The 18,530-nt window shown below is 43.8% G+C and carries 13 protein-coding genes; 8 read left to right on the top strand and 5 right to left on the bottom strand.

What is annotated here, in order from left to right; translation table 11 throughout:
* Positions 1–174: 174 nt before the first annotated feature.
* Positions 175–624, bottom strand: coding sequence for a metal-dependent transcriptional regulator (locus DWB79_RS06730; protein ID WP_016523280.1), 450 nt, complete (start codon positions 622–624; stop codon positions 175–177).
* 265 nt (positions 625–889) lie between these two features.
* On the opposite strand from DWB79_RS06730, the gene DWB79_RS06725 reads away from it, so the two are divergent.
* From DWB79_RS06725 to DWB79_RS06715, 3 genes are all read left to right on the top strand, one after another.
* Positions 890–1,582 (top strand): Crp/Fnr family transcriptional regulator, encoded by a 693-nt coding sequence (locus DWB79_RS06725; protein WP_206180984.1) that lies wholly within the window; start codon positions 890–892, stop codon positions 1,580–1,582.
* Between the two features lie 168 nt (positions 1,583–1,750).
* A complete protein-coding gene (locus DWB79_RS06720; RefSeq protein ID WP_016523278.1) occupies positions 1,751–2,896 on the top strand; it encodes a hypothetical protein in 1,146 nt (381 codons plus the stop codon).
* A 195-nt stretch (positions 2,897–3,091) separates the two neighbouring features.
* Complete coding sequence (locus tag DWB79_RS06715) at positions 3,092–4,534, top strand: sodium:solute symporter family protein (protein WP_016523276.1); 1,443 nt, start codon at positions 3,092–3,094, stop codon at positions 4,532–4,534.
* A 221-nt stretch (positions 4,535–4,755) separates the two neighbouring features.
* On the opposite strand, the gene DWB79_RS06705 is transcribed toward DWB79_RS06715, so the two are convergent.
* Genes DWB79_RS06705 through DWB79_RS06695 form a run of 3 tightly spaced genes read right to left on the bottom strand, consistent with a single transcriptional unit; the run spans position 4,756 to position 7,772 of the window.
* On the bottom strand, positions 4,756–6,051 hold the full coding sequence (locus DWB79_RS06705; protein ID WP_084762283.1) for a glycine/betaine/sarcosine/D-proline family reductase selenoprotein B: 1,296 nt from the start codon (positions 6,049–6,051) through the stop codon (positions 4,756–4,758).
* Positions 6,052–6,080: 29 nt separating this feature from the next.
* Entirely contained in the window at positions 6,081–7,367 is a 1,287-nt protein-coding gene (locus DWB79_RS06700; RefSeq protein WP_016523273.1) for a glycine/sarcosine/betaine reductase component B subunit, read from the bottom strand.
* A 15-nt stretch (positions 7,368–7,382) separates the two neighbouring features.
* Complete coding sequence (locus DWB79_RS06695) at positions 7,383–7,772, bottom strand: GrdX family protein (RefSeq protein WP_016523272.1); 390 nt, start codon at positions 7,770–7,772, stop codon at positions 7,383–7,385.
* Between the two features lie 530 nt (positions 7,773–8,302).
* Here DWB79_RS06695 and DWB79_RS06690 point away from each other — a divergent pair.
* From DWB79_RS06690 to DWB79_RS06670, 5 genes are all read left to right on the top strand, one after another.
* Complete coding sequence (locus tag DWB79_RS06690; RefSeq protein WP_040859525.1) at positions 8,303–9,778, top strand: type I 3-dehydroquinate dehydratase; 1,476 nt, start codon at positions 8,303–8,305, stop codon at positions 9,776–9,778.
* Complete coding sequence (gene rpiA / locus DWB79_RS06685) at positions 9,771–10,502, top strand: ribose-5-phosphate isomerase RpiA (protein ID WP_016523270.1); 732 nt, start codon at positions 9,771–9,773, stop codon at positions 10,500–10,502. Before DWB79_RS06690 ends, rpiA begins: the two co-directional genes overlap by 8 nt.
* A 263-nt stretch (positions 10,503–10,765) precedes the next feature.
* Positions 10,766–11,482, top strand: a complete 717-nt coding sequence (locus DWB79_RS06680; protein WP_016523269.1) for a 5'-methylthioadenosine/adenosylhomocysteine nucleosidase — start codon at positions 10,766–10,768, stop codon at positions 11,480–11,482.
* Between the two features lie 435 nt (positions 11,483–11,917).
* Positions 11,918–12,508, top strand: a complete 591-nt coding sequence (locus DWB79_RS06675) for a YggT family protein (protein WP_016523267.1) — start codon at positions 11,918–11,920, stop codon at positions 12,506–12,508.
* Between the two features lie 84 nt (positions 12,509–12,592).
* Positions 12,593–14,350: an ATP-binding protein gene (locus DWB79_RS06670; protein ID WP_016523266.1), complete on the top strand. Its 1,758-nt coding sequence runs from the start codon at positions 12,593–12,595 to the stop codon at positions 14,348–14,350.
* A 688-nt stretch (positions 14,351–15,038) separates the two neighbouring features.
* Here DWB79_RS06670 and dnaE read toward each other — a convergent pair.
* Complete coding sequence (dnaE, locus tag DWB79_RS06665; protein ID WP_016523265.1) at positions 15,039–18,470, bottom strand: DNA polymerase III subunit alpha; 3,432 nt, start codon at positions 18,468–18,470, stop codon at positions 15,039–15,041.
* Positions 18,471–18,530 lie beyond the last annotated feature (60 nt).

Genomic DNA, 18,530 nt, shown 5'->3' with positions numbered 1-18,530 from the left:
CGTGTGTCGGCGTGTCAAGCCCGTTGTCTCATAGTTACGTTTTTTGTGAGAAAGTATACTGCTTTTATCAATGCATTTCTCTACCATCACTGTATACTATAACCCGTTTTCATACGGATTGTAACTTTTCGGGGATGGCGAAAAAGAAACAAACTTTTAGAATATCCCCTTTCCCTACTTAATAAGACGGTCGTAAGAATTTTGAACTCTTTGGGTTTTAGAGACCTTATCTTCCGGCCCGGGCGCCTTATTGAGTTTGCTGAGGTATGCATACAGCTTATCTGAAGTATCTTGGCTGATTGCATGTTCCATTTCACACGCCTCACGATCGGCGATTTCTTCGTCTACGCCCAATATATCGGTTAAGAACTTATACAGCGTGTTATGCCGTTCGCGAACATTTTTTGCGACAGCACATCCACTTTCGGTAAGGTGCACCAACCCATACGGTTCATGTTCGACAAAACCGGCATCCTTTAAGAGGCTTAGGCGCTTATTTACACTTGCCCTCGAAACTCCCAACAAATGAGCAATATCGATTGAACGGACAGCCTCAGTACCGTGTGATAAATCATAAATAACTTCTAAATAATCTTCTTGCGAAGCAGAAACTCTTGCTATCATAAGCTTATTATATACCCCTTTACATTTGTTGGCAAGTTTTAATTTTTTTCATTCTCTTATTCTATAGGGCATCTCTTTCTATAGGGCATCTCTAAAAAACTGATTCGCAGTCCGCAAAGTGGACAAGTTAATGAATTTCCTTACAGAACAAGCCGATAGGCTTGCAGTTTTTAGAGGTTCCCTATAGAAATATTCACACAATAGTCTGATGCAGTTGCCCTATTCCTCGATAAACTTATCCTTGCAAAATGAACAATACTACACTATGATTATTAGTATCGGTATGCACAACAAAGAAGAAACAGACATTCTGAATTTAGATAGATTCAAGATATTTGACAACATTTCGGAAAAAAGCCGACAGCGGTTAAATATGTTACATATAAAGAAGAAACGGTTTGCCGCAAACGAGATAGTAAAAAGGCAGGGAGATAAACTTACGGCCGCTTTACTTATTGATTCCGGTTGCTTAAGAACAATCGACTATACTATTGACGGGCAAGAAAAAGTTTCATCATACTACTCGGCACATGACGCTTTCCCTTTTTATTTGTATTTTGGAAAAACGACGAATTTCCCCTATGATGTTTATGCACTCAAAAGCTCGGATGTGTTTTTTCTACCGTTTGCAGAAGTTAAAGAAATAATTAATGACGATATTGTTTTTATGCGAAACATAATGGAATTTATTGCAGAATATACATGTTTTTACCGGCTTTTATTGCGCGCAACGCAATATCCGAAAGTTGTACAAAGAATTGCATATTGGCTTTTACATATAGATGAGATTGATCGTTTGAAATATCCTTCAAACCAAAACATGCTCGCAAATATGTTAAGAGTTAATCGCCCAAGTTTAAATCAAGAATTAAAAAAATTACATCAAGACGAAATTGTAAAAATAAAAGGCATGCATTTTAAAATAGTGGACAGAGAATTTCTGGAAAATTTAATTTAAAATCCCATGCTTTATATTACATATTAAAAAATCTATACATTTCATTTATATATTAAAAAATTAATCACGTGTTAGTACTCTAACTTTCTTTCCCATAAAACCGCTTATATAATGTTTTTTAGTAAATGTTTATCGACATTACACTACTATTTCGTACGGAGGTACACTATGAAAATCGTTAATTCATGGAATGATTTTGATCCATTGAAACATGTTATCGTCGGAAGAGCCGATAACTGCTGTATTGCGCCGTCGGAACCTGCTTCTAAAGCAAAAGTTCCACTGGACAGTCCGATGCGAGGTATGACAGGGCCGCGTCCTTTAGATACCGTTGAAAAAGCAAATGCCCAACTGGATAATCTGGTTAAGATACTTGAAAGCAGAGGTGTAAAAGTCGATAGACCTGAACCGATGCAATGGAATCAGGCCGTTGTTACACCGCATTTTATGACCGGTAGTATGTTCGGTTGTATGCCGCCGAGAGATGTATTGCTTACCGTTGGAAGTGATATTATTTGTGCTTCCATGTCTTTCCGCTCCAGATTCTTTGAACATTATGCTTATGCAAAAAATTTACGGGAATATTTTGAAAAAGATCCCGATTTCCGCTGGTTCTACGGTCCCAGACCTGAGCTCGGTGATAAGAGTTATGATATGCACTATTATGACGGGAACATTACCGAAGACATCCTTCTTGAACGGACTGCAAAACTCCAGATGGTAACAACCGAGCATGAAATTTTATTTGATGCCGCTGATTTTATGCGCTTAGGTAAAGACGTTTTTGTTCAGCACGGTCTGACCACAAACCGAAAAGCAATGGATTGGTTCCGCCGAATGTATCCTGAGTTGAAGGTACACGCTGTCAACTTCCCCGGCGATCCCTACCCGATTCATATTGACGCAACGTTCGTGCCGTTACGCCCCGGTCTTATTTTGAATAACCCGCACCGAAGATTGCCGAAAGAGCAACGGAAAATTTTTGAAGCGAACGGCTGGGAAATTGTAGATGCCGCAATGCCTGCCCATAAAGAGCCGCCGCCCCTGTGCTATTCCAGCGTATGGCTTTCTATGAACTGTTTAGTGCTTGACCACAAAACAGTATTGGTTGAAGCAAGTGAAACAGCCCAACTAGAACAAATGGATAAGTTAGGAATGAATGTCATTCCTGTTCCCTTCCGGGATGCGTATCCGTTCGGCGGCGGTTTACACTGTGCAACTGCTGATGTTTACCGTGAAGGAAAATGTGAAAACTACTTCCCCAAAGAAGTTGACGATCCTACATTGGTAACGTATGAAAAGAGGCCGTGGTAAAAAATTTTAATTTAACAGGGATTTGGATATGTCTCAAAAGTTGGTTACTTTCGGGACACCCCCAATCCCTGTTTTTGTATGGGAGGTGTGTATGACAGGTTCATGGACATTAGATGCGTTTGCAATCGGTTCTGTGATTTTAATTGTGTATCCGCTTTTGGTATACATTATAAGAAATAAAAAAGAGAGAACGTGATGATTAACTGGATAATATTTGCAATAGCGGCGATGGTTTTAATTGCTGTCGGTTTTTTCTCAAACAGAAAAATTAAACAAGATACAAATGCCAGCGAAGGTTTTTTATTGGGAGCAAAACAAATCGGTCCCTTTATCGGAGCCGGAACGCTGATGGCAACAGGATACAGCGGATGGGGGTTTATCGGATCACCGGGAACGGCCTACGCATTCGGTACTATTGAAATTCTTGCCAACTTCTTTTTTGCACCGGCTATTACTTTCGGAGCGCTCTGGTTTGCCAGCTATATGAGAAAAAATGCTGAAGCGATGGGAGGTTTAACGGTTCCCAGCTATTTAGCCAAGATTCACAGAGGTACGGAAAAAGAACAAAGAGCGATTCAATTTATAAGCGGATTTGCAACGTTATTGTTTTTGACTGTGTATATAGTCGGACAGATCCGTGCAGTAGGGCTTGTCGCTGCTGAATGGTTAGGAGTTTCGCAGCAGATAGCATCAATACTCTTGTTGTGTTTAGTTGTGGTGTTTACTATGCAAGGTGGGCTTCTTGCCGTTGCCATTACCGATACGATAATGTGTATTGGCATGCTCGTTGCGGCGACAATTACGTTCGGTGTAATTCTAAAACAAACCTCTATCAGTGAATTACTCACTCAGTTGAATAACATTGATCCTGAAATTGCCAATCCGACGACATCGAATCCGTATGGAGCAGGAAAATATCAAGTGTTTTTAGTATTTATCTATGCTTTATTATTTACCACAACACTGCCGTATATGTCAGTTCGTTTTTTGTCGTTAAAAGAAGACTTAAAAGTGCATAAAATGGCGCTTTATATGGCGCCAATGGGGTTCATTTTAAGTTTTATCCCCTTTGTAGGCATTTTTATGCGTTATTATAAGCCGGGACTGGAAAACCCCGATACGGCAATGCCGGTTTTTTTAAACACATATATCCCTCCTGTTATCGGCGGATTGATTACGCTGTTTATTCTTTTTGCGATGCTGTCAACAATCAGTTCCGTATTGCAAGCACAGGCATCAGCCTTAACGCACGATATGTATACGGCATTTAAGAAGGAAATTTTTAAAGGGAATCTTATCAATCGGCTCGGCGTATTGGTGATAGCAGCTATTTCTTTATATCTAACCTTTGTTGCACCGCAAGGTATGCTCAATCAGGTAGCTTATATTGGAACAGGTGGACTTATCGCTATGTTTTTAGGACCGACTATTGTTCAGGTAATTGTCAAAGGCAATGCAAAAACGTGTATAGTGGCAATGCTTGCAGGACTTATTACGGACATCTTGCTTATGTTCCGGTTTAATGCAGGCTGGGTTGAAGCTCCTATTCTGGGCGGTCTTGCCAGTGCGACGGTCTATGTAATTATGGGTTATATTACAAACGGAATGAGTTTAAAACCTAAGGCTGTAGCAGTTTAAATTAAAAAAACTTTATAAAACATAGCGATATATATTGTCGTTATGTTTTATTCGATTTAATTTCTTAAAATTCAAAAAACAATCGCCTCATATACTCATTCATGCATTTATAAAAAAAGCCTACGCTATTTGTAACACAAATTGCGTAGGCTTTTTCGAAAGCAATGGGAGCCTTTAAAAAAACGATTGATTTTTTACGGCTCCCAAATCATTGTTTCAGATTATTCAAATTCCGTTACACCGCTTACCGCTGTAGCTAAGGATTGGACTGCTTTCTGCGTGAGAGAACGGCGAAGGGCACGTTCATCTTCCGGAGACAGACGGGGATTCCCGACAGGATACGGAATTGCAATTGTCGGAACAATTCTATTTGCGCCGACGGATTTTGAAATAGTAGTAATAGTTGCCATGTGAACAACCGGAATACCGAATCGTTCAATTTCTTTTACCATCGTTGCACCGCAACGAGTACAGGTGCCTCACGTGCTTGTGAGAATTACCCCATCGACACCGGCTTCACGGAGCTCTTTTCCTATTTCTTTTCCGAACTTTACTGCGTTTCCTACAGACGTTCCCGTTCCCGTAGTCGAATAAAAATACTTATAAATTCCGGCTATTTCGCCTTTTTGCTTCATTTCATAAAGTATATCGAGCGGAACAACTCTATCGGGAAGCTCATTTGCATAAACGGGATCGTACCCGCCGTGAATGGTTTCGTAGGTTCCCTTTAAGGCGTCGAGAGAAGAAATATCATGCTTAATCCAAATCCGGGCGGAAGCCGACTGTAATTTGTCGGGGTTTCCTCTAGGTACAATACCACCGGTTGTTACAATCGCGATAGAGGCCTTCGATAAATCCTTAATGGGTAAAGCGGGTTCAACCGTATCAAAGTGCGGCATGGGAAGTTCGGTTTCAAACTTTTCGTTATTGATACGCTTTAAAAGCATTTCAACAGCTCGCCGTGACCCTCGTTTTTCGACCAAGACGGTGTTTCTCTTTCCTTGCGGAATATACCCTTCTTCGGACGGTTTTCCGATTTTTTCATTCTGCAAAATCTTTTTTGCAAGATTTGCAAGACACGGCAGCGCTTTACGCATTCCGCCTGCCGTATCGCTTGTTTCTACAATGAGCGCAGCTCCTTTTATTGCATCTACGCCGGGATTTTCAGGGTACATTGCGGTTAAAGCAGGGATACCCTTTTGGGTTACCGGTTCAATCACCCCTGCGCACGCCATACCGTAACGGCCTGCATTAAAAGCAGGGCCCGCGACGACCAAATCAGGTTTTTGCGTTTCGAGGATGTTTTCTATAAATGCAAGCGCTTCTTTTGTATGCTCATTAAAATAGTTATCGCCGCAAATGATAGTACCGATCACCTGCGCTTCCGGTTTTAATTTTTCGTCAAGCCCTAATGCGGAGCCGACAGCGCCTTCCCGATATTCAGGAGCAATCCCCGCTTTTTCTTCACCGCCGATTTGCCCGAAAAATTGGTTTATATAACAAATCACCTTTTTCATTGTCTTATCACCTCCGATAAAAAAACAATCTACATAGCCTCTACCGAAACGGTATGGTAGCCTATCTCGCTTGTTGCAGCGATTACGGCATTAAGTTCTACTTTCATAGAACCGTCTTTCCCTATACATCCTTCCCAGCCGCCGGCTACTGTTTGTACCGCCTTGTCATTACCGATAATCTTGTCTGCAGCTTCTAAGTTGAGTACATGGCTCACATTGCCTGTGGAAATTACCGCTACGGCTTCAGGCGCAGTGTCGGCAAGGGGTTGGCTCATACCGTCCCAACCGGCACATTCATCGGTTATTAAAACCGTTTTAATGCCGTTCTTTTCGCATCGTGCGCAAATCATAACCAAATCGGAATCGGGGTTACCGTATCCCTCTTCGGAAACAATCACACCGTCCGCACCTAAACTGCTGATTAATTTTGCGGTAAAATTACATGTCCGTACTTTTCCTTCGAGTGTGGTTAATTCAGGCATGGGAATAACACCTAAAAAATTAATGGTTTTTCCATGTTCTTTGTATAGATCAAGAATTACGGAATTGTTTTGATGCTGATATGTTGTAATCTTATCACATGCTGCAACACAGTTACCCGAAATGACGGCATTGTCGAGCTCTTCATTCGGATGCATAAGCGTGGGAAGAATTTGCGAAGTATTGACGCCGTAAATATAGCTGTCGTGTAACAAACCTTGGCTGATAAGCATCTCGACATAAACAATTTTGGGGAGGTTGGGATATTTTTCAGTTTCTTCTTTCAGGTTCCCTAAATCATAGTGCGTAATTTCATCGCATTCAATGTCAATTCCCGCCTTGCCTACTATTTCAGAAGCCTTTAAACCTGCAATCCTTACAACCTCTTCATGGGTATGGGGATTAAGCCCTTCAACAACCGAAATGTCTACAACCAAATTGAAGGTTTTTGAAAAAGGTGTGTATTTGGCACATTCGCCCCACATATCAATAACCCCTTCTTGGAAACCGACCATGTCACCTATGGTAACTACGGCGGCGCCTTTAAGACACTTCACAAAGCCTGATCCCTGCTGCGACATTTTAGCAGTAAGCCCCGGAAAACCCGATTGACCGCCTTCAATTTTGACCCGCGGTTCAATAACATCTTTTACCGGAATAATCCTTGTTTTATCACCGGGCCGCGCAATATCGATTTTGATGTCTTTAATTCTCGAATCTTTTAACAGTTCGGTTTTAAGGTCATCAGGATTCACATATAAAATGTGATCTTTAATCTGCGTTTTATCGGCCAATTTGATATCAGCTATTTTGATATCCCCCAGCTGTAATTTCATGTACCGCACCTCCATCTATAAAATTAGGTCTGTCTCGAAAGCACCCGACTTTTGTGACATTCCCAGCTCGCTTTGAGCATGATTAAACAACTGTAAATCGAGTATTTTATAATCATCAATATGTTCGAAATCACATGTTCTGTTTTTAATAAGGTTTTTATATTTTAGAATGGCTTCTCCTATTATGACTAAAGAATTTTCATTTTCTTTCATTGATTTTTTTATATCCGATAATATTAATGTTTTTACAGGACTTAGTAACATACGGATGCTTGCAAATAAAGGATGCATTAACAGTTCATGCCCCTCGTACACTAAGTCGCGAGCCTGTAAAAGAACGCTATAATAATCTCCTTCTACAAATATATCGGGAGCGGGAATTAAGTTATTATTTGTTACAATCAAATTAATACCTTTTCATCGTAGGAAACCTCTAAAAACAGATGTTTTGAGAGATACCCTGTAATTAAAAATTCACCCAATTACGTTGCTATAAATATATACTTTTTCTGTAAAACGAATAGTTCGCATACTAACACATCGGGGTATCTGAAAAAAATTCGATTAGATGCCCTGTCAGCGAATGTACATCCTGAGTACATTCGCTGACGGCGAGTTTTTGCCAAGCAAAAACATCGCTCTCGTTTTATTTCCCGTCCATCCGTGGCGCTGTTGATCAGTGTACGTCCTTGTACACTGGTCAACGTCGAGTTTTTCTAGCGAAAAACTCGCTACTGTTTAGCACCACCGCCATCCGTGGCGATTTTGAATAGCCCTTCCGTAAGTCTTTTGAAAATAGACGATGCAGATGCTAGGAGCGCACAAAAAACACCCGCAGGCGTACTTACTGTACGTCGAGGACTGTTTTTTGTGAAGCGACAACGCAGATGCACCGTATATTTTCAAAAGGACGCGCTTTGTGCTATACTGCTGGTATGGTACCTAAAATATGCCTTGTATTGACGGAAAATACAATCGACAAGAACATTCAGCTGATCGAACGGTACCGTCCGTGGATCAATATTGTCGAACTGCGGGCAGATTTTCTTGATCCGCAGGAGCTGCTGCATATCCGTATGTTCCCGAAGCTTGCGCATATACCGGCTATTTTAACCATACGCAGATTTCTGGACGGCGGAGCATTCAAAGGCGGGGAAGGCTCCCGTATCACACTGTTTGCCCGCGGCCTCGCCTTTGCGGATACCGAACCGCTTAATAATTTTGCATATCTCGACCTCGAATCCGATGTGCAGGCGCCAAGTTTGGAAGAAGCAGCGCAAGCCTTTAATATCGGTATTATCCGCAGTGTTCACAGTATCAAAACTCCGATTAAAGACATCGCTGCTAAAATACGCGAAATTCGGCGGACGGACGAAGAAATTGTAAAAATTGCATATAAGGCCGATAACCTTGCAGATGTAACGGCGCTTTTCAAACAAGCACCGCAGTTTAACGGACAAAATATCTTGATTGCGATGGGCAAGTACGGTATTCCTTCTCGTATTTTAGCGGCAAAACTGCATTCTCCAATTGTATATACCATGCCGCGGGAATATATTATACAACATCATTTGGAACAAGAATTCATCGATCCTATTACGCTCAATGAGCTGTATCGCTTTCGCACAATAAATGACGAAACACGCATATACGGGGTCGTCGGTACAGATACGACAAGGAGTCTCAGTCCTGCTATTCACAACAGCGGTTTTACACGAAAAAATATCAACGCCGTTTATATCCCAATTTCGGCCGCAGACAGCAAGGAAGTTATTCCATTTGCCGATTGTACCGGAATAGCAGGGCTCTCGGTTACTCATCCGTTTAAATTCGATATTATTCCTTTTTTGGATTCGATCGGGCCTGCTTCGACTGCCTGCGGTGCAGTGAATACGGTACTGTTTGACGGCGGCAAACGACGGGGCTTCAATACCGATATCGACGGTTTTTCGCGGGCTTTGCAAGAATTTTTGCACGTTCAGAGCCTGAGATTTAAACATGTTGCTATTATCGGTACCGGCGGAGCGGCGCACGCAATCGCCAATGCCCTACATCTACTGCATGGGAAAGCCTGTGTTTTCGGCCGTTCTGCGGAAAAAGCAAAACAGCTGGCAGAACGATATAACTTTCGATGGGCGGTATCGGACTTAGCCTCTGTCCGTATACTTAAAAAATATTCCGACATTATTATACAGGCGACCTCCGTCGGTATGCATGAGGATGAAGATCCGCTTGAATTTTACAGTTTTTCGGGCGCCGAAAAGGTATTCGACGTTATCTATACTCCCGAAAAAACCGCGCTCTTAAAACGTGCCGAAGCTGCCGGCTGCGATATTTGTAACGGATACAATATGCTTCGCTACCAAGCATATAAACAATTTGAACTATTTACAGGAGGTTCCTATGAGTAATACGATAAGTGTTGAAGATCAAAAAGTATTGGTTGCACACGCTGCTATTGACAAACTGATTTCCGAAGGGCTCATCCATTCCGGCATGAAGATCGGTCTTGGAACCGGCTCTACTGCGATGCCTGCAGTAAAACGCTTGGCTGAGTATATTGCAAAAGGGAAGCTAAAAGACATCGCCGCCGTTCCCACCAGTTTTCAGACATCGATAGCGTGCGAGGAATTCAACATTCCCATTTTTTCCCTCAGTTCGGGACGAATTAACGGATCGTTAGATCTTACGATCGATGGAGCGGATGAGATTGATCCTAAAAAAAATCTGATTAAAGGCGGCGGGGCGGCTTTGCTGCGTGAAAAAATTATTGCGTATAACAGCGAACTGTTCGTTGTTATCGGCGATGAAACAAAAAGCGTCAAAACATTGGGCATACATTTTCCGCTCCCCATCGAAATTGTACCGGAAGCACGGCTCAGTATTATGAAAAAACTTGAAATCTACGGCGTTTCGATGATTATCCGTGACGGTATCCGGAAAAAGGGGCCGGTTATCACCGATAACGGAAACTTCATCATGGATATAAAATGGCCGCCCAATGCAAAAATCAATCCCGCTAAATTGGAAAGCGAATTAAATGCCATACCCGGCATTATCGAAAACGGATTTTTTACCCAAAAACAGCCGCGCGTCTTTTTAAGCCGCTCAAACGGAACCGTCGAAGAATTCTAACGAGTGAGAGGATAAAAATCAGAGCAACCGCTCCGAAAGTTAAGCGATTGCTTTCCTTTTGCACAAAATTTTGAAAAAATTTTGTGCAGGTTATATTATGAAGAAGGGCAATCGTATCAGACACATAGATAAAAATCGCAGAATAAGTGAGGCAGGGCGACCATTTGAGCCGCAAAGCGGCGAAATTCTGGTTGAACAGCCTCACTTATTCTGCGGGGTAGTAAAAAATAGTCTGATACGATTGCCCTGATATGAGGGTAGAAATGAGAATTGGTATATTTGCGGCGGAGCAGCAAGAGATAGAAAATATTCAGCAAAGTCTGCAAGGACAAAAGACTGAAAGAGCCGGACTCGTGTTTTATGAAGCGGAACACGGTACACATACGGTTATCAGTGTATGCGGCGGAATCGGTAAAGTGAATGCGGCAATTTGTACGCAGTTGTTGATTTCGGAATTTCATGCGGAAATAATTATCAACACCGGTACTGCCGGAGGGTTAAACGATTCTTTGCATGTATTCGACTTGGTTGTTTCGACCGATGCGGTACAACATGATGTGAATGTTTCGGTATTCGGTTATGCGAAAGGGCAGATCGCCGGTACAGCGTCTCCGTTTTGGAAGGCAGACGACGGTCTGCGTACCGCTTTCATAAAAACTTTTACGCAGCTGAAAACCGACCGTGCGGAAGATTTTGCAAATACCGACAGCATGATTGCCGGACGCATCGCTTCGGGAGACCGCTTTATTGTAGACCCTGCAGTAAAGCAGGAGATTATCTCGACGTTTAAAGCCGACTGCGTTGAAATGGAAGGTGCCGCAGTTGCTCAAACCTGCGCAATGAACGCCATACCCTTTGTGATATTGCGCTGTATCTCGGACAATGCGGGGGAACCTGCTGCGATCTCATATCAGCAATTTTCAAAAGAGGCATCCCGTATCTCCGCTATGCTAGTACTACACACGATTGCCCTCCTATAACTTTTGAAAATATGCACACCGTCTACGGCGTTGCTACACAAAAATAAATGCTCGACGTACAACAAGTACACCTCCGCTTTATTTTTGTTCGCGCATTGTAGTTTCAGAACGGACACGGATGTCCGTGGTTTCACATAACGGCGACGTTTTTGCTCCGCAAAAACTCGCCATCAATGCGTCCATGGAGGGACGGGGTGCTAATCAGCAGCGAGTTTTGTGCGTGCACAAAACTCGTCTTTTCCCGACATACACGGATGTATGTCGGGAAAAAGTGTACACGGAAGTACACTTCTGGACAGGCTATTTGCAAAAGCGCTGGAAAGGCGAGGCATTTATTACTTCGTCGCTAGGGGCTTTACGGTTTGAATTTTAATCAGTATGTTATACGGAAATGCTAATCGGCAAAAGATTGTCGATTGATGTGAGGAGCCTGCTATGATGCGTTCATTATTATTAACTGTTAGGCAGCTTATCAATGCCTATCTCTTTTTGTGCTTTATTAAAATTTTGTTGTCGTGGGTTCCTTCTGCGGCGTATTCATCATTTGGCAGGGTGTTGTCATCCATCTGCGATCCTTATCTGAATTGGTTTAGACGCTTCAGATTTACCCGCATTGGTATGGTCGATTTTTCACCTATTTTGTCGCTCGGTATATTGTCCATTGCAGCGCAGCTTATCACTTCCATCCTTGCGACTGGGACGATTTCTCTTTGGGTAGTATTTGTGAGCATCATACAACTGGTATGGTCGTTTATCGGTTTTATGCTCAACCTGCTGATCATTTTCTTGATTATCCGGCTGGGGTACGATCTTTTCGGTTCGTCAAACAGCTCTCCGTTTTGGTATAACTTGGATAAATTTTTAAGCCCCGTTATTGCGAAGGTTACCGGTTTCTTTCCGCGAAAACCGCTGCAGTATCGCACTCGACTGATCTTGACGATTCTTATGATTCTTTTACTTCGTATTGTGCTTGGCCTTTTTGTCGGTTCTCTGTTATTTCAGTTTAAAGTGATAAAAATCATCTAGGAACCTGTCCGAATAGCCTCCGCATTTCTATTGTGTTTTTATCGGTTTTTGTATATGGTATTATAGAAGAGGGGGGATGGGAAATTGTCTTCGGGAAAAAAACTGATTAAATACAATAGCGAGCTTATCCACGATTTGCCTCCGTGGGCACAGGAGCTTGCAACCAAATATTGTACCGAAACGGTCAACCTTTATTTTGTACATGGTAATATCCGTGATTTTTTACCGCATAATCATCGGGCAAGTGCTCATTTCGTTTTTGTAAAGATATGGGACTATATTTCGGAAGTTATTTTCGGTAATAAGGATATTATCGTATTTTACGATAAATCGAGCGGAGTGTCTTTTTGTATGCAAGAGATGGAGCAGACCTATATTGCAACAATGCACAGCCGCTATCCCGAAGTCCCCATCGAAGATTTTTATTCCCGCGATCCCGTTAAAGCCTTTGCATACCTTGAACGCTATTTTACGCTGAATATGGGCAGCGGCCGTAGAATGGTGCTTATTATCGATTATGCGGAAACGGTTATCCCTGCGGAGGAAATAGGGAACCTTGATGCAGTCGACCGTTACTGTTTGGTTACCTTGAACCGATGGTCTCACGATCCTCAGTTTACAAATGAAGATATTTCGATTGTTATGTTGACCGAGAACCTTGCCGACGTGAACTCACGGCTTGTCGCCTCTCCTTCAACGGTCAAAGTCGCTATCCCGCTCCCATCGGAAGCAATCCGTATTCATTTTTTAACGTATTTGCAGAATAAGGAAGAGCTGTTGTTGGAGCGGCTCCTCAATGCTGAACGGGTCGGAAAACTGACGTCGGGATTAAATTTATTAAACCTTAATCAGCTGGCAAAAGAATCATATAACGAAGATGTGCCGATTACGTTTGAATATCTCCGCAAAAAAAAGCAGGAAATTATCGAAAATGAAGCGGGCGGCTTACTGGAATTTTTGGAAACAGAACATGATCTCTCATTTATTGCAGGGCATGAATTTGTAAAAAAGCGCTTTAAGTCGATGGCAAAGGCGCTCAAACAGGGAAGAACCGATGTACTCCCAATGGGCTATTTAATTTCCGGGCCGATCGGTACGGGTAAGTCTTTCCTCGTTTCGGCATTTGCCGGAGAAATCGGCATCCCGATGGTGCGGCTTAAAAATTTTCACACACAATGGCAGGGGACAACCGAATCGAATTTAGAAAAAGTGCTGAATATTCTGCGAGCAATGGCGCCTGTTGCCGTGATGATCGATGAAGCGGATGCCGTTTTAGGAAACCGTAAAATGCAGGATGGTGTCGGTTCCTCCCGCGTATTTGCGCAAATTGCAAACTTTATGGGCAACACCGATTACCGCGGAAAAATCATCTGGTTTTTAATTACCAGCCGTCCCGATTTATTGCCGATAGACTTAAAACGGCAAGGAAGAGCAGAGGAACACTTAGCGCTGTTTTATCCTGAAACGTTGACAGAAAAAGTTGAGATTTTTGAAACGCTGCAACGAAAGCTGAAAATTAAAACAAAAGATATTTCTTTTTCTAATATTATCAATAGAAAACTGAAATTTCCTATATCCGGTGCGGACATTGAGGCCATTTTGGTTAGGTCGAAAATGAATGCAAGTGCTGACAACCGTATGATGTTGACAGCAGAAGATATCGAACAGACAATCGACGATTTTATCCCGCCATCCTATCCCTATGATATTGAATTACAGAATTTAGTCGCCGTACTCGAGTGTACCAGTAAAGAGATGCTGCCCAAGCAATATCAGAATATTCAGCGCTCAAAACTGGTTGCAGAGATACAGGAATTAAAACAACTCCTTGGGGAAAAGTAAACAAGGCGAATTTTACAATTTATTTGTGCGGAGAGTAGAGTAATCCCCCCAGCGTTCTCCGTTGGGGGCTGTTGATTACTCAGAACGGTTTAAACTGCATTTCGATTACACAGCCGTTTTGGCTTTGTACCCAATTATTTACCGGTGTTTTGCTCTTCCAGATTTGACCACGTCAGAACCTTGGAGCTTAACTGGGCAAATTCTTTTGCAGCATTTTTTGCATCGCGAAGCGGAACGCCTGCTTCCTTATACAATAAAGGTATAGGCCATCTTTTTATAAACTACAACCTTTCGCACACAGGGTAAACGCATTAATTATTTTCTTTAATATCCCCGCAGACTAAAGAGGCGTTCTGATATGTTGAGGATTTTCAGTAGCAACGTTTTGCCCTCGGCAAAACTTGCAAGTTTAAGCGGCAATGCCGCTTAAACGTTGACACGGATGCCGCTGGTTTAAACAGAAGCGATATTTCGGCTTTGCCGAAATTCGCCATGAAAAGTGTACACGGACGTACACTTTTAATGATGCGACGCCGTAGACGGTATGCATATTTTTGCCGTAAGCCTTTTGCAAATAGGCGGTACAGATACAAGGCGCGAGCAAAAATTAACCGCAGGCGTATCTTTGATACGTTGAGGATTAATTTTTGCGCAGCAACGCAGTAGATGCCCCGCATATTTGCAAAAGCTATTCTTTCCAGACTTGAAGAACCCCAGATTGCTTCCCCAGCTGTTCGATAAATTCATCGGAAGAGGATACTTTCAGCTGTGAAGAGCCCTTCACCTGATAGACGGTATCGTTATCGGTAATATGGATAAAAATATCGCAGGTGCCTTGCGCGCCGAAGAGGAAATCCTTGAGCGGCTGGAACTGTAAATCGGTTTCGATGAGCGGATCAAGCTCAAGGTGCACCTCTTTAATCGAACGCTCTTTCAGCTCATCGATGCTCACCATCGATTCAACGATAAACGACGGCGTATCGCGCGAGCAATCTACTTTCCCGATAAGGCCGCACACTGTTTCAGGCAGCGCATTGGCGCGGTTTTCTTCCCACACCTTGGAAAAGAAGGTTAAATCGATGGTTCCGGTACGGTCTTCAAAGGTGCCGAAGCCCATCCATTTACCGTTTTTAGTCTGATAGGGACGGATGCCGGTAATCATCCCGACGATGGTATACAGCTTTTCTTTCTGCGCACGCCGGAAATTAATCAGCTCCAAAGTAGCGCTGCGGTCAATCGCCTTTTTGTACTCATCGAGGGGATGGCCGGAAATATAAAAGCCCATCAGCTCTTTTTCGATACGGAGCTTTTCCTTTTGCGGCAAATCGTTGACCTGCTTAAAGGTAAAATCGGAAAACTCTTTAATGCCGGTGTCCTCAAACAGGCTGGTTTGCCCGACTGCCGATCCCGCCTTTTTCTGCGCGCTGAACGCCATTGCCGCTTCAAGATTATCCAGCAGTTCGGAGCGGTTCTGCCCGAGCTTATCGAAGCATCCCGTCTTGATAAGCACTTCCAAGTTCTTTTTATTCACGGTGTGTAAATCCAGCCGGTCAAGAAAATCGATAAACGACTTGTAGGGGCCGTGCGCAGTGCGTTCAGCGACAATATCGCGGGCAGCCTGCTCCCCTACCCCCTTAATACCGAGCAGCCCGAATACGATATCTCCTTCATAGACCGAAAAATATTCTTCCGAGGTATTGATGTCGGGCGCATGGAGCGCAAGTCCCATCTTATTCGCTTCGCTGATATACTCCGGCAGCTTATCCGTCGAGGTAATTTCGTTGGTGAGGTTGGCTGCCATAAATTCCGCAGGGAAATTCGCCTTGAGATAGGCGGTTTGATACGCCAGTACCGAATAAGCGGCGGCGTGGCTCTTGTTAAACCCGTAACCGGCAAAAGGAATCAGGATTTCAAAGATACGGTCGGCGTCTTTTTCCTTAAAATTATTCTTTACGGCGCCTTCGATAAACCGTGTTTTCTCCTTCTCCATAACCTCTTTTTTCTTTTTTCCCATTGCGCGCCGCAGCAAGTCCGCTTGACCGAGGCTGTAGCCGCCGATACGCTGCGCTACCTGCATAACCTGTTCCTGATAGACGATAACGCCGTAGGTTTCCGACAATATATCTTCGAGGCAGGGGTCGGGATATTGAATTTTCGATGCATCGAATTTCGATTCGATAAACTGATCGATATAGGCCATCGGCCCGGGACGGTAGAGGGCGTTTAACGCGATGAGATCTTCTATTTTATCGGGCTTTGCGCGTTTCAAAATATTCTGCATACCCTGACTTTCAAACTGAAAGACCGCGGCGGACTTTCCTTCGCCGAGCATTTTAAACGTCGCCGCATCTTGTTCATCGATCTGAGCAATGGAGAAGTTCGCGTACTCCCCTCCCCGCTTTTTGATGAGATCTTCCGTATGCTTAATTAGTGTCAGCGTCTTGAGCCCGAGGAAGTCCATCTTTACCAAACCGCAGTCTTCTATTAAATCCATCGTAAACTGAGAGGCGGTCTTGCCTGTCTTGGAATCCTTGTACAGCGGGACATAATCGGTCAGCTTCGTTTTACCGATAACGATACCTGCCGCATGGAGGCTCGTGTTCCGGTTGAGGTCTTCAAGCTTTTCCGCAATGGAAAAAAGCTCCGTGTACCGCGGGTCGGAGCGCATTTCGGCGAGTTCGGGAACATCCGCAAAAGCTTTTTCAAACGTGAGCTTGGGATCAGAGGGCATCATTTTGGTGATGGCATTTACCTCGCCGAGCGGAATTTCCAATACCCGCCCGACATCCTTGATTGCGGCTTTCGGCTTCAATGTTCCGAACGTGATAATCTGACCGACGCTTTCATCACCGTATTTTCTGCGGACATAGTCGATAACCTCCTGCCGCCGTTCGAAGCAGAAGTCAACGTCAAAGTCCGGCATGGAAATACGTTCGGGATTAAGAAAGCGCTCAAACAGCAGCTTATATTTGAGCGGGTCGATATCGGTGATCCGCATCGCGTAGGCAACAATGGAACCCGCCCCGGAACCGCGACCCGGCCCAACCGGAATGCCGTGCTCCTTCGCCCAGTTGATAAAGTCCCATACGATGAGGAAGTACCCGACAAAGTCCATCTTCATAATAATACCGAGTTCATAGTCGGCGCGTTGGGTCATCTCTTCGGTAACGGGATTGTAGCGTTTTTTTAAGCCCTCGTGCACGAGGTGGGTGATATACTCTTCTTTTGTTGCAAAATCTTCCGGTATCTGATACACGGGAAGAAGCGGCCCCGGCTGCGGAATTTCAAAGTTACAGCGCTCCGCGATACGGCAGGTGTTGGACAGCATTTCGGGATAACCGGGGAACAGCTGTTCCATCTCCTCCGCCGATTTGAGATAGAATTGATCGGTTTCAAACTTCATGCGGTTGGTGTCGGAGCGGTTCTTTTTTGTGCCGATACAGAGGAGGATATCCTGCGCAACCGCATCCTTTTGCTCCGCATAGTGAGCGTCGTTCGTTACCACCATCGGCACGCCTATCTTGCGTGCCATCTCAATCAGCATCGGCGCAACCTTCTCCTCATCGGCAATACCATGCTTTTGCAGCTCGATAAAGTAATTGTTGATGCCGAATATGCTGCGGTAACGCCTAACATGCGCTTCAGCCTCAGCCTTTTTGCCCTGCAACAGCAGCGACGGCAACTCCCCCGCAAGACAGGCTGAAAGGCAGATAAGCCCCTCCGAATACTGTGTCAGCAGCTCCTCGTCAATGCGCGGTTTATAGTACATGCCCTCGGTGTAACCTTTGGAACACAGCACCATCAAATTCCGGTAGCCGGTTTCGGTTTCGGCAAGCAGGATAAGGTGAAAGTATTTGCGAACACCGGTATTGGTATTCTCCGGCTTTGCGAACCGGCTGCCGTTCGCAACATATACTTCGCAGCCGATAACCGGCTTTATCCCCTGCGCCTTACATTCACGGAAAAAGCGCAAGGCGGCAAACATATTGCCGTGGTCGGTCAGCGCAAGAGCTGTTTGTCCAAGGCTTTTAGCAGTTGTTACCAGTTGTTTTATGGAAGAAGCGCCATCCAACAGCGAATAGTCGGAGTGTACGTGTAAATGAACAAAATCTTGAGGCATAGCTAAAACTATAGCAAAAAAGGCGCTATATGATAAGAGGCGGAAAACAGCAACACATCT

The sequence above is a fragment of the Treponema medium genome (genome assembly GCF_017161265.1).
Taxonomy (GTDB): Bacteria; Spirochaetota; Spirochaetia; order Treponematales; family Treponemataceae; genus Treponema; species Treponema medium.
Note: the sequence above shows the minus strand (reverse complement) of the source record. Positions and strands in the feature narration are given on the sequence as shown.

Excerpts from the sequence above, each read along its gene's own strand:
- DWB79_RS06720 (WP_016523278.1), top strand. The coding sequence starts at position 1,751 with ATGAAAATCGTTAATTCATGGAATGATTTTGATCCATTGAAACATGTT.
- DWB79_RS06675 (WP_016523267.1), top strand. The coding sequence starts at position 11,918 with ATGATGCGTTCATTATTATTAACTGTTAGGCAGCTTATCAATGCCTAT.
- DWB79_RS06690 (WP_040859525.1), top strand. The coding sequence starts at position 8,303 with ATGGTACCTAAAATATGCCTTGTATTGACGGAAAATACAATCGACAAG.
- DWB79_RS06725 (WP_206180984.1), top strand. The coding sequence starts at position 890 with ATGATTATTAGTATCGGTATGCACAACAAAGAAGAAACAGACATTCTG.
- DWB79_RS06700 (WP_016523273.1), bottom strand. The coding sequence starts at position 7,367 with ATGAAATTACAGCTGGGGGATATCAAAATAGCTGATATCAAATTGGCC.
- dnaE (WP_016523265.1), bottom strand. The coding sequence starts at position 18,470 with ATGCCTCAAGATTTTGTTCATTTACACGTACACTCCGACTATTCGCTG.
- DWB79_RS06680 (WP_016523269.1), top strand. The coding sequence starts at position 10,766 with ATGAGAATTGGTATATTTGCGGCGGAGCAGCAAGAGATAGAAAATATT.
- DWB79_RS06730 (WP_016523280.1), bottom strand. The coding sequence starts at position 624 with ATGATAGCAAGAGTTTCTGCTTCGCAAGAAGATTATTTAGAAGTTATT.
- rpiA (WP_016523270.1), top strand. The coding sequence starts at position 9,771 with ATGAGTAATACGATAAGTGTTGAAGATCAAAAAGTATTGGTTGCACAC.
- DWB79_RS06715 (WP_016523276.1), top strand. The coding sequence starts at position 3,092 with ATGATTAACTGGATAATATTTGCAATAGCGGCGATGGTTTTAATTGCT.